Raw genomic sequence first — 12,319 nt, forward strand, 5'->3', positions numbered from 1 at the left:
TCGTATCGACCGGTTCGGGTCAGCAGACCTGACCCGACCCGATCAGTTGCCGGCCCGGTTGTACGTGTCGACCGCGGTCTGCAGGTTCTCGAGCGCAGTGCCGAGTTCCGCCAGATTTCCGCTCTGCTGCGCAGAGCGCACAGCGGAGAGTGCAGCGTTCAAACCGGAAACGGCAGCATCCCTCGTTGCCGAACCGCCGGTGGCGGGGGCAGGAGTTGCCGCAGGCGTGCCACCGTCGGACGGCGCGGTTTCGGGAACAGCGCCGGGCTGCGTATTTCCGTCGGTCTCACCGGGTGCGGTGACCGTGCGTCCGGCACCCGCTCCGAACACCTGCTCGATGGCCTCGGGCAGTGTCGCGGCATACCCGACGCGGCCCTCGTACGAGACGAGTACTCGAATCAACTGCGGATAAGCGGACGCCTCGTTGGTTCGAGAGGCGTACACCGGCTCCACGTAGATCAATCCACCGTTGCCGACCGGAAGTGTCAGCAGGTTGCCGAACTCCACGGTGTTCTCACGGCGCACGATGCCGAGACTCTCGGATACGTCCGTCGTGGTCGTCATCTGGTTCTGCACCTGATTGGGACCCTGCGTCGACGTATCGGTCGGCAATCGCAACACGGTGATCTTGCCGTAGTTCTCCGGGTCCGAATCCGCACTGACGTACGCGCCCAGCACCTCTCGGCGATATCCGACCAGCGCACTGGTCAGCTGGAACGACGCCTGATTCTCCTCGTTGGAGATGTCGGATGCGACGACGTAGTACGGAGGCTGCTTGGCCGCGGTGTTCTCTGCGGTCGGATCGGTCGGAACTTCCCAGAACGCGTTGTTGGTGAAGAACTCTCGCGGATCGTTGACGTGGTACTTGGTCAGCAGTTCACGCTGAACCTTGAACAGATCTTCCGGGTAACGGAAGTGATCACGAAGCTCGTCGGACACCTGGTCCTTGGGGATGACGGTTCCCGGGAACACGCCTTCCCATGCCTTGAGCACGGGATCGTTCTCGTCCTGCTCGTAGAGCTTGACGGTGCCGTCGTAGGCATCGACGGTGGCCTTCACCGAGTTTCGGATGTACGACACCTCTCGGCTCGGCAGCGCTCGTGTCGTCGTCGACTCGATGCTGTCGGCCGTGGCGTCCTCGAGCGACATCCGCTGGGCGTACGGGAAGTTGTCCAGCGTGGTGTACCCGTCGATGATCCAGACGAGCTTGCCCTCGACGATCGCCGGGTAGGTCGATCCGTCGGTGGTCAACCACGGTGCGACCTTCTGAACGCGGTCACGGGGGTCACGGTTGAACAGAATCTTCGACTCGTCGCCGATCACGCTGGAGAACAGGATGTTGCGCTCGGCGTACTTGCTGGCGAAGACGAGCCGGTTGAAGAAGTTGCCGACGTCGACACCTGCTGCACCGGTGTAGGTGTAGCTCTTGCTGTCGGTGTCGTACTCGCGAGGCTCGCCGGTGGAACCGACGATCGAGTAGTCCGCGTCGGAGTTCGCGATGACCGGGCCGAAGTAGATGCGCGGCTGGTCCAGGTCGCCGGGCCCGTCCTTTCGGATGGTGCCCTCGGAGTCGTTCTCGATCCAGTTGACCTGGTAGTTCGGGTAACCGCCGCGCCCGCCGCTGGATTCGTCGGCGACGGCCTCGTCGACGGAGTTGGCCGGCGCTGCGACGAAACCGTTGCCGTGCGTGAACACGGTGTGGCGGTTGATCCAGTCTCGCTGGTTCGCGTCGAGGGTCTGCGGTGAGATCTCACGAGCAGCAACGACGTAGTCCCGCAGGTTGCCGTCGGCATCGGGATACCGGTCGACGGCCAGAGTGTCGGGGAATCCGTAGAAGTTACGGATCTGACGCTGCTGGGTGAACGTGGGCGCGAGGATGTTCGGGTCGAGCAGACGGATGTTGGACATCGTGGCCGACTCCGACGCCACCTCGCCGGGGCTCAACGCCGCCTCACCGGAGTAGTTCCGATAGGTGACCACGTCGTCGGTCAGTCCGTACGCGGCTCTGGTGGCCGCGATGTTCCGCTCGATGTACGTGCTCTCCTTGTCCGCCGCGTTCGGGCGCACCGAGAACTGCTCCATCACCATCGGCCAGACGGCACCGATCAGGATCGACGAGAGCACCAGCAGCGCAGTGGCCAACGCCGGAATTCGAAGATCACGCAGGAAGATCGCTGCGAAGAACGCGATGGCACAGATCACGGCGATCGCGAGCAGGATCAGTTTGGCCGGCAACACCGCATTGATGTCGGTGAAGCTGGCACCGGTGAACGTCGGTTCTTTCCGACTGCTCGACAGCAGGGTGTAGCGGTCGAACCAGTACGCCACGGCCTTGAGCAGAACGAAGCTGCCCGCCAGGACGGCGAGCTGGATCCGCGCTGCGCGAGTGAGGGCTCCCTCACGTCCGGCGAGCCGGATTCCGCCGAATACGTACTGCGTCACCAAGTTCGCGAAGAACGCGACCAGGACGGCGACGAAGAGCCAGTTGAGGATGAATCGGTAGAACGGCAGATCGAACGAGTAGAACCCGACGTCGAGATTGAACTGTGGATCGGTCATCCCGAAGTCCCCGCCGTGCAGGAACAGCTGGACCGTCACCCAGTTGGTCTGGGCGATCATGCCGGAGAGGAAACCGAACACCACCGGAATTCCGATGCCGAACAGGCGCAGACGGCTCATCACCGTGGTGCGGTACCGCGCAATCGGATCGTTGGGACCGGCGACCGGAACGAACACCGGCCGATTGCGGTACGCCAACAGCAGTGCCGCGAAGACGATGAGTCCGACGACCAGGGAAACGACGAGGAAGATCACCAACCGCGTCAGCAGAGTGGTGGTGTACACGCCACGGAAGTCGACTTCGCCGAACCACAGCCAATTTGTGTACACGTCGATCAGACGGGGACCGATGAGTAGCAAACCTGCTGCCACCAAGGCCAATACGAGCAAGATCCGGCTTCGCCGCGACAAGGACGGCATACCGGTGGGGGGCCTCATGCCCACGTGCCACACTCCAACTTCGGGCGGCGCCGATCGGCACCGCAGATGACTTCGGCGATGCACTCAGTGTGCACCGCATGTCCGTTTCGCCCTACTGTACGTACGTTGATCCTACGGCTGCGACAACCGTACTGCGGCCACTGCCGAACCCAGGTCAGGAGCGTCGCGTCGAACAGAACCATCGGAATGCGAGGATAGTGCGGTGAGCAACGACAGCAACGGACTGCCCGGCAGAGACGATTTCGGAAGCGAGTTCGACCCGGAGTCGGGTGGGCAGGACGTGGCGGAGGCTCTGGCTCGATGTGCCCGCGAGGTGGCGGATTTCGTCGACGCGGGCGGATGGCACCAGGCCCCGCAGATGTTCGCGTTGGTGCCGACCGCAGCGCTCGCCGCGGCCGAGCCCGGCCTGCTCGACGATCTCGCCGACGGTGCCGCACTGACGCCGATCCAGCAGCACTCGCTGCCCGAGGACATCACCGGCGGCTCCCCCGCCCTGGACGAGTTCCTCGCCACCTCCACGTGGCCCGAGGGTGTGGTCGGATGTGCCCTGGTTCAGGAGATTGTCGTGCTTCCACCGACTGCCGAATCGACCCTCGACGATGCCTTGATGCCGTTGCTCGCAGATCCCGATGCAGCCGACGAAGCCGCACGCTCGGCCGCCGAGAACCATCCCGAGAAACGGGATGCTCGGTTGATCGTCGCGGTGCTCAAGGACGGCCCGTCCCTGACGTTGCTGCAGTTGCACCCGGACGAGGACGCCGATCCCTTCGCGCCCATCGACCTTCGCATCGCCGAGGATCTGGCCCCCAACGTCGTGCACGGCCTCTACGCAACGTTCGACGTCGTCGACGACGACTAGCGGCAGGGCCCGGTCAGCTGCAGGACGGCGCGTCGCCGCCGGAGCCGATCGCCTGCAGAGCGTCGACAGCACTGTCCAACGATTCGACGCGCACCAGACGCAGTCCGTCGGGAACGTTCTGTTCGGCTTCACCACAGTTGGCGTCCGGCACCAGGAACGTGGTCGCACCCGCTTCGCGAGCCGCGATCAGCTTGTAGGGAATGCCGCCGATCGGCCCGACGGTACCGTCGGCGTCGATCGTTCCGGTGCCCGCGACGAACTCACCGTTGCTCAGCTCACCGGGACTGAGCTTGTCGACCACGGCGAGGCTGAACATCAGTCCGGCCGATGGACCGCCGACGTCGGCGAGGTTGAACTTCACGTCGAACGGCACGTCCGGCTGCTCCTCGGGCGTGACTCCGAGGTATCCGAGGGATGCATCGTCGGGCCGAGCACCGAGCACCACTGCGCTGGTCTGCGTCGACCCGTCTCGCACGTACTCGATGTCGAGAGAATCGCCCGGCGCTCTCGAACTGACGGCCTCACGAACGGCCGATGCAGTCGCGACGGGCGTGCCGCCGACCGACACCAGCGTGTCCCCCACATTCAGCACGCCTGCAGCGGGGCCGTCCTCGGCCACACTGGCCACCGCCAGTGACACGGGGAGATCGAGATGGTGCAGAGCAGCCAGTTCGGCGCTGGATTCGGACTGCTCGAAATCCGCCTGATTGCCCTCCTGCACTTCTTCTTTCGTCATGTCCGGCGGATAGACCTCTTCACGCGGGACCAGGCCTTGGCGTCCGCTCGCCCAGAAGCCGAGAGCCTCGAACAGATTGAGCTGATCACGCACGGCCACGGTCGTCATGTTCAAGTGACCCGCCGTCGGGTCGACCTCGGTTCCGTCGATCTGCACCACGGGCACCCCGTCGACGTCGCCGAGAGTGTTGTACGTCGGTCCGGGGCCGAGTGCGGCGAAGGGAACGGTGACGACCGAGCCGGTGACGCCCAGCACCACCACGGGCACCAGCGCAGCGACGAGAGTGGCGATCCTTCGGTTCACTCCGTAGACACTAGATCCGAACGAAGTCCACGGTGCAGACCGCCCCTACCGAGTGCGTCGGTGCCGACTTCGCACGGGTCCGACTGTTCGCCGTCAGCGTGACGATCCACCACTCTCTCCGTTCTCCGGGCTTGTACCGTTGAGTCATGAGCAATTTTGGTTTCGGTGCCCCCGACGACGACTCGGACAAGAAGAAGGATCCGGACGACTCCGGCAACCCTGCCGGCTTCGGGTTCGGTGCGGAGGGCTTCGACCCCGCACAGCTGGGCCAGATGCTCACCCAGTTCGGCCAGATGCTCAGCGGAATGGGAGCTGCGGGCGGAACCGGTTCGGGGCCGGTGAACTACGACCTGGCCAAGCAGCTGGCACGCCAGCAGATGGGCGATTTCAGCCCGGTCTCGGCGGGCGAACGGGAGGCCGTCACCGACGCCGCGCACCTCGCCGAGCTGTGGCTGGACGGGGCGACGACGCTGCCTGCCGGTGCCACGAAGACCGTTGCCTGGACACCGGTCGACTGGCTCGACAACACGATCGACACCTGGAAGCGCCTGTGCGACCCCGTCGCCGAGCAGATTTCGGGGATGTGGACATCCGGACTGCCCGCCGAGGCCCAGCAGATGGCCGGGCCGATGATGGGCATGCTGACGCAGATGGGCGGGATGGCGTTCGGCTCGCAGCTCGGCCAAGCTCTCGGCCAGCTGTCCAAGGAGGTGCTGACGTCCACCGACATCGGCCTGCCCCTCGGACCGTCGGGGACGGCGGCGTTGTTGCCGTCGGCCATCGCGTCGTTCAGTGAAGGGCTCGAGCAGCCCGACCGTGAGGTGTTGGTGTTCCTCGCCGCTCGTGAAGCCGCCCATCAGCGGCTCTACAGCCACGTCCCGTGGTTGCGGCAGCGGGTTCTGGCCACCGTCGAGGAGTACGCCCGCGGCATCAGGATGGACTTCTCGGCCATCGAGGAGGCCGCCGCAGGACTCGACCCGTCCGCGTTGACCGATCCGTCGAAGATCGAGGCGATTCTGCAGCAGGGTGCCTTCGAGCCCCAGACGACGCCGGAGCAGAAGCACGCACTCGAGCGTCTGGAGACACTGCTCGCCCTGGTCGAAGGATGGGTCGAAACGGTGGTGGCGGCCGCTCTCGGCGATCGTCTGCCCGGTGCCGTCGCACTCGGCGAAACCATCCGTCGCCGCCGGGCGTCGGGAGGCCCGGCCGAACAGACCTTCGCGACGCTGGTCGGCCTCGAACTGCGCCCCCGCAAGGTCCGCGAAGCAGCCGATCTGTGGCGTCAGCTCCTCGCCGCCGCCGACATCGAGGGGCGTGACGGCGTGTGGGCACACCCCGATCTGCTGCCCGACTCGTCGGATCTCGACAATCCCGCGGCGTTCATCGACCGAGTGGTCGGTGGTGGAACATCGAACTTCGACGACCCGATCGCGCAGCTCGAAGCAATGGAGGCCAAGGAGGCCGAAGAGCGCGCCGAGCGCGCTGCGGAGAACGACGACAAGGGCACCGACGACGGTCCCGACAGAGGTTCATCCACAACCTGACCCGGGCGGTGTCGCACCGCTTCGATCCAGCTCGTCGAACGCCTGCTCGGAGGCCCTTCCACCCTGTGGATAACGCGCTCCGAGTGGGCGTTCTTCGCGGTTTGGGCTGCCAGAGTGTGTTTCATGATCACACCGACAGTTCGACTCGATCCTGCGGTGGCAATTCTGCCGCGGCGAGACGGCACAGTTCAGTTGGGTTGGAATCCCGAGACCAGCGTCGTCGTCACTCCACCTCCCGGCACCGAGCCGGGCTCGATACTCGACATTCTCCGACTCCTCGCCGCAGGCCACTCCAGACCGCACATCGTCTGTCACGCAATGACATTGGGAATGTCCGCCAATCGGACATCGGCGATGCTCGGCGAACTGGAGGATTCCGGGTTGCTGCTGCACGGCACGAGCGAACCGGTCGTGTCCGACGCCTCACCGGGTGCCTCGCAGGCCGGATCGGGGGCGGTGAAGACCGTCCACCTGGTGGGGCGAGGCCCGATCTCCGACGCGTTGGCCTCCGGTCTGAGTCGTACCGGAGTGACGGTGAGTCGGACGAGTCTGACTCCGACGCGCTACCCGCACTCGGTGGTGAAGTCCTGGAACTACGACGTCGTGGTGTTGGCCGACGATCTGGTTGCCGAACCTCGATTGGTGACCGATCTGGTGCGCCTGCGCACCCCACATCTGCAGGTGCGGCTACGAGACGGCAAGGGGATAGTCGGTCCTTTCGTGGTGCCCGGTCGGACCAGTTGCCTGCGGTGTGCCGATCTGACGCGCTGCGACTTCGAGCCCGAGTGGCCACATCTGTCCGCTCAACTGCTCGGCACGGTCGGCCAAGCCAGCAGCGCGACGGTGTTGGCCACGGCAGCGTTCGCGTTCGCTCAGTTGGAGAACCTCATCGGCCGTTCCGACGCCGCGCTCCCCGAGACCGCCGACTGCACCATGGAGCTGGACTTCGCGGCAGCCGGAACCACCGTGCACAAACGGCTGTGGTCCAAGCATCCGCACTGCGATTGCTGGCACTGACGAAACTCACCGAACGCGAGTTCACCTCGACCGACAGCGGTCGGTGCGGGGCGGTCCGAGCAATTGTCGGAAGGTTCAGCCATGATGGAGCTGTGTCTGACATACCGCGCCGTGGATCGACTCGTACTGCAAAACTGGCCAGCATTCCCCTCGGAATGGCCGGTCGTGCTGCCGTCGGGTTCGGCAAGAAGCTCGCCGGCGGCAATCGCGACGAAATCGACGCGGACATGGCCGCCAAAGCAGCAGAACAGCTCTTCTCCGTCCTCGGGGAACTCAAGGGCGGTGCCATGAAGCTCGGGCAGATGCTCTCGGTGATGGAAGCGGCCGTTCCGGAGGAGTTCTCGGAGCCGTACCGCGAGGCGCTGACCAAGCTGCAGGCGCAGGGACCGCCCATGCCCGCGAAGACCGTGCATCGGGTGTTGGACCAACAGCTCGGAACTGCGTGGCGGTCGCGTTTTCTCGATTTCGACGACACTGCGATCGCCTCGGCCAGCATCGGACAGGTGCACCGAGCTACGTGGTCGGATGGACGCGATGTCGCGGTGAAGATCCAGTACCCCGGCGCGGACGACGCATTGCGCTCCGATCTCAAGACGCTGAACAGGTTCGCAAACCTGTTCAGCACGGTGCTCGCGGGCACGGACGTCAAGCCGGTGCTCGAGGAATTGACGGCTCGTACCGAGGACGAGCTCGACTACCGCATCGAGGCGGCGAATCAACGTGCCTTCAGCAAGGAATTTGCGGGCGATCCACAGTTCGCCATTCCCAAGATCGTCGCCAGTGCACCCAAAGTGGTTGTCAGCGAATGGATGACGGGTCGGCCGCTGGCCGATGTGATCGCGAACGGAACGGCCGAGGAACGCAATCGGGCGGGCGAACTGCTCGCACTGTTCGCATTCGTCTCTCCGGCGCGGGCGAAGTTGTTGCACGCCGATCCCCATCCGGGCAATTTCATGATGCTCGAGGACGGACGCATGGGCGTCATCGATTTCGGTGCCTGCGCTCCGATGCCCGACGGCCTCCCTCCGGTTCTCGGCAGAATGGTCTCGCTCGCGCGTGACGAGAAGTTCGACGAACTCGTGGTGTTGTTCACCGAGAGCGGCTTCGTGGTGCCGGGCCGAACGGTGACGCAGAAGGAGATCGAGGACTATCTACGTCCGTTCACCGATCCGATTCACACCGAATCGTTCCATTTCACCAGGGCCTGGTTGCAGAAGGCTGCGGGCACCGCCGCGGATTTCAACAGTGCGCAGTTCCGCACCGTTCGTGCGTTGAACATGCCTGCCGAGTACGTGATGATCTTCCGAGTGCTCGGTGGGCTGGTCGGTATCTGCGCGCAATTGGACGCCTACGCGCCGTACATGGCCATTCTCACCGAGTGGCTGCCCGGCTTCGCCGACTGATCGTTCGGCGAAACCGGGCACCGGTCTCGGACATCATGCTGCGTTCTTCCGCGGCCGTCCTCGGGGACGCTTGCGGGCGATGACGACACCCTGCTCGAGGATCTCACCGCCCCACACGCCCCACGGCTCGGCTCGGTCGAGGGCCGCGCTCAGGCAGGTACGCCGGATGGGGCACTCGGCGCACAGCGCCTTCGCCTGCTCGAGTTCGGCAGGGGTGTCGGCGAACCACATGTCGGGGTTCGCCGCTCGGCAGGGCACCGACAGTGCCAGCTCGACCGATTCGGTCGAATACTGTGCAGCGTAGGCACTCTCGGACTCTGGTCGGCATGTCGTCCGGATCGTGGCGGTTGACACGTCGGTCTCCTCTACTTTTCGTGCGGCGTCGTTATCGGTTCGAGGGGTGATGCGAACCTGTCGGCCTCACGCTCGGATAGAGGAACTACCTGAACGAGAAAGGCCACGGTCCGCGAGTGCGGGTCCGTGGCCTGGTGGGGCTTGTCGAAGCGTCTACCGACAGTGAAGTCGGTGTCTGCTGTCGAGCACGGACGCACGTGGTGCGCGGTGACGTCGGGCTGCCTGAGCAACGGCTTTCGCTCCTGGTGCCAGGGCGACCTGGGCGGAATTCGAACCCGAGGCCGCGTATGCGGACTCGTCGATGGGGCCGAAAGCGGAGGAACGAATCCACGTCTGCGCAACAGAGCCTGCGGCGGCGGCATGAGTGCCGAGGGGGGCAACTCCGAAGGGTGCCGTGCCGAGGACAGGGCTGAACGCGACGGTTGCGTGGGCAACGGCGGCGTGCAATGTGTTGATCATTTTCTTCAGCTCCTGTTCTGGTCTCGTCGGCGGATGGGACAGTGCGCGATCTCCCGCGGCACGTGAAACAGACTAAGCCCCCCGCCGATATCTGCACAAGTTATTTTCTACCTGCGGTTTCGCGGAAATTCTCACCCTCTGCGTCACGTGTCCGAGGCCCGCACGACGGTGAGGACCTCTTCGCCGAACCGCTCCAGTTTCTTGGCCCCGATTCCCGGAATCGCCACCAGCCCACGCTCGTCCTGCGGTTGCTGCTCCGCGATGGCCGTCAGCGTGTTGTCGCTGAAGACCACGTACGCGGGCACCTTCAGTTCGCGGGACTTGTCCAATCGCCACGACTTCAGCGCATCGAGCAGGGCGATGTCGACGTTCGACGGACAACTGTCGCACCGACCGAGCATGGTCGCGGACGTGCCGATCAACGGCTTGCCGCACAACCGGCACTTGGGACCGGACTTCTTGGCAGCAGGCGCGGCGATACGCGACGCGGGTGAGTCCTCGGGAATCAGACCGTTGAGAAACCTCGACCGTCGCCGTGATTTGCGTCCGCCCTCGTTGCGGGCGAGTGCCCAGGACAGATGCAAGTGGACACGGGCGCGCGTGACACCGACGTAGAGCAGCCTGCGCTCCTCCTCGACGGCTGCCTCGTTGTTGGCGCTGGGGTCGTTGCCGATCGCGTGCGAGATCGGCAGAGTGCCGTCGGCGAGACCGACGATGAACACCGCGTCCCACTCGAGTCCCTTCGCCGCGTGCAGCGAGGCGAGCGTGACGCCCTGCACCGTCGGTGGATGCCGAGCCTCGGCGCGTGCTGCGAGCTCGCCCAGCAATTTGTCGAGAGTCAGGTCGGGCTCGTGCACCAGCAGCTCCTCGGTGAGCTGCACCAGACCACCCAACGATGCCCACTTCTCGCGGGCCTGCGCACCCGTCGGCTCGGTGGCAGTCAGGCCGAGCGGAGCCAACACCGCTCGCACCAGAGCCGGTAGCCCCTCGCCCGCCTGCGCGCCGTCGGGCAGATCGTCGCGACCGCCTGCCTGCCGCAACGCGTTGACACCCTGCCGCACCTCGGGTCGGGTGAAGAACCCTTCACCGCCGCGCACCTGGTAGGGGATCTTGAGCTCGGTCAACGCCTGCTCGTGTGCCTCGGACTGAGCGTTGATGCGGTAGAGGATCGCGATCTCGGCCGGTTCCACGCCCTTCGAGATCAACCTCTTGATCGCTCGCGCCACGCCGTCCGCTTCCGCCGGCTCGTCGTCGTACTCGAAGAACTCCGGTTCCGGACCCGGCTCGCGCTGACCGATCAACTGCAGTCGGGTGCCTGCGATGCGACCGCGGGCGGCTCCGATGACGCGGTTCGCCAGCGACACCACCTCGGGCGTCGAACGGTAGTCGCGCTCGAGCCGAACCACGGTGGCCTCGGGGTACTTCCGTGAGAAGTCGAGGAGATACCGCGGAGATGCACCGGTGAAGGAATAGATGGTCTGGTTCGCGTCACCGACGACGGTGAGATCGTCACGCTCACCCACCCAGGCGTCGAGCACCCGCTGCTGCAACGGCGTCACGTCCTGGTACTCGTCGACGACGAAGCAGCGGTAGCGCTCGCGGAACTCGTCGGCCACCGACGAATGTTCTTCGAGCGCGGCGGCCGTGTGCAGCAGAAGGTCGTCGAAGTCGAGCAACATCCCGTCGCCGCCGCGTGACTTGAGTTCCTCGTAGCCGGCGTACACGGCGGCGACCTTGGTCGCGTCCATCGGAACGTCACGGCGATTGCTCGCCGCGATGCGCGGATAGTCCTCGGGTGCGATCAACGATCCCTTGGCCCATTCGATCTCTCCCGCGAGATCCCGGATGGCGTCGGTCGACGTGGACACCCCGGCGCGGTTGGCCGCCTGCGAGACGACGGTGAACTTGCGATCGAGAAGCTGCCATCCGGTGTCGCCGACCACCTGCGGCCAGAAATACTTGAGCTGACGCATGGCCGCGGCGTGGAACGTCCGAGCCTGCACCGGAGGGCCGTCTCCCCCGACACCGAGCTCACGCAAGCGACCGCGCATCTCGCCGGCCGCGCGCGCAGTGAACGTCACTGCGAGCACCTGCCCCGAGGACACGTGCCCCGCCGAGACGAGGTGGGCGATGCGTCGGGTGATCGTGCGAGTCTTTCCCGTGCCCGCACCCGCCAGGACGCAGACCGGGCCGCGGGGAGCCAACACTGCCGCGGATTGCTCCGGATCGAGTCCGGCGGTCATCGCGTCGTCAGCCATGAGGTCCATTGTGTCAGTGCCTACCGACAGCTCCACCCGGGGCCGAACCGGGTGTCCGACGGCCGATGCGGGTGTCGGCCGGAACAATCGCGTCGGCGCTCCTGTTGACTGTTGGCGTGACCACTACCGAGAACACCCCACAGACCCCGGCCGCGCTGACCGTCTACTCCACCACGTGGTGCGGTTACTGCCGCAGGCTCAAGACCCAGCTCGACCAGGCCGGAATCGAGTACGCCGAGATCGACATCGAGCAGAACCCGGAGTCGGCCGACTTCGTCGGCAGCGTGAACAACGGCAACCATGTGGTGCCGACCGTGCTGTTCGCCGATGGGTCGACGGCCACGAACCCCACTCTGGCCGAGGTCAAGCGCGCGCTGTCGCTCTGA

At 65.3% G+C, this 12,319-nt stretch carries 10 protein-coding genes; 5 read left to right on the forward strand and 5 right to left on the reverse strand.

Annotation, left to right across the window (positions count from 1 at the left end; all coding sequences use genetic code 11):
* Nucleotides 1–42: 42 nt before the first annotated feature.
* Complete coding sequence (locus CH306_RS24515; RefSeq protein WP_176459168.1) at nt 43–3,003, reverse strand: UPF0182 family protein; 2,961 nt, start codon at nt 3,001–3,003, stop codon at nt 43–45.
* Nucleotides 3,004–3,280: 277 nt separating this feature from the next.
* On the opposite strand from CH306_RS24515, the gene CH306_RS24520 reads away from it, so the two are divergent.
* Nucleotides 3,281–3,859 (forward strand): PPA1309 family protein, encoded by a 579-nt coding sequence (locus tag CH306_RS24520; protein WP_094648193.1) that lies wholly within the window; start codon nt 3,281–3,283, stop codon nt 3,857–3,859.
* A gap of 13 nt (nt 3,860–3,872) precedes the next feature.
* Here CH306_RS24520 and CH306_RS24525 read toward each other — a convergent pair whose 3' ends face one another.
* Nucleotides 3,873–4,898 carry a YlbL family protein gene (locus CH306_RS24525; RefSeq protein WP_094648137.1) on the reverse strand — a complete coding sequence of 342 codons (1,026 nt, stop codon included), beginning with the start codon at nt 4,896–4,898 and terminating at the stop codon, nt 3,873–3,875.
* Between the two features lie 146 nt (nt 4,899–5,044).
* Between CH306_RS24525 and CH306_RS24530 the strand changes: the two genes are divergently transcribed.
* From CH306_RS24530 to CH306_RS24540, 3 genes are all read left to right on the forward strand, one after another.
* Nucleotides 5,045–6,442, forward strand: coding sequence for a zinc-dependent metalloprotease (locus CH306_RS24530; RefSeq protein ID WP_094648138.1), 1,398 nt, complete (start codon nt 5,045–5,047; stop codon nt 6,440–6,442).
* Between the two features lie 123 nt (nt 6,443–6,565).
* Complete coding sequence (locus CH306_RS24535) at nt 6,566–7,459, forward strand: hypothetical protein (RefSeq protein ID WP_032398315.1); 894 nt, start codon at nt 6,566–6,568, stop codon at nt 7,457–7,459.
* A gap of 92 nt (nt 7,460–7,551) precedes the next feature.
* Nucleotides 7,552–8,862 carry an ABC1 kinase family protein gene (locus tag CH306_RS24540; protein WP_032398314.1) on the forward strand — a complete coding sequence of 437 codons (1,311 nt, stop codon included), beginning with the start codon at nt 7,552–7,554 and terminating at the stop codon, nt 8,860–8,862.
* 33 nt (nt 8,863–8,895) lie between these two features.
* Here CH306_RS24540 and CH306_RS24545 read toward each other — a convergent pair whose 3' ends face one another.
* From CH306_RS24545 to CH306_RS24555, 3 genes are all read right to left on the reverse strand, one after another.
* Nucleotides 8,896–9,216: a WhiB family transcriptional regulator gene (locus CH306_RS24545; protein WP_037189857.1), complete on the reverse strand. Its 321-nt coding sequence runs from the start codon at nt 9,214–9,216 to the stop codon at nt 8,896–8,898.
* Between the two features lie 153 nt (nt 9,217–9,369).
* Entirely contained in the window at nt 9,370–9,675 is a 306-nt protein-coding gene (locus CH306_RS24550) for a hypothetical protein (RefSeq protein WP_032397689.1), read from the reverse strand.
* A gap of 143 nt (nt 9,676–9,818) precedes the next feature.
* Nucleotides 9,819–11,933 carry an ATP-dependent DNA helicase UvrD2 gene (locus CH306_RS24555; RefSeq protein ID WP_373453994.1) on the reverse strand — a complete coding sequence of 705 codons (2,115 nt, stop codon included), beginning with the start codon at nt 11,931–11,933 and terminating at the stop codon, nt 9,819–9,821.
* A gap of 116 nt (nt 11,934–12,049) precedes the next feature.
* On the opposite strand from CH306_RS24555, the gene CH306_RS24560 reads away from it, so the two are divergent.
* A complete protein-coding gene (locus tag CH306_RS24560) occupies nt 12,050–12,319 on the forward strand; it encodes a mycoredoxin (protein ID WP_032398313.1) in 270 nt (89 codons plus the stop codon).

The sequence above is a fragment of the Rhodococcus sp. 15-725-2-2b genome, assembly GCF_002259075.1.
Lineage (GTDB): Bacteria > Actinomycetota > Actinomycetes > Mycobacteriales > Mycobacteriaceae > Rhodococcoides.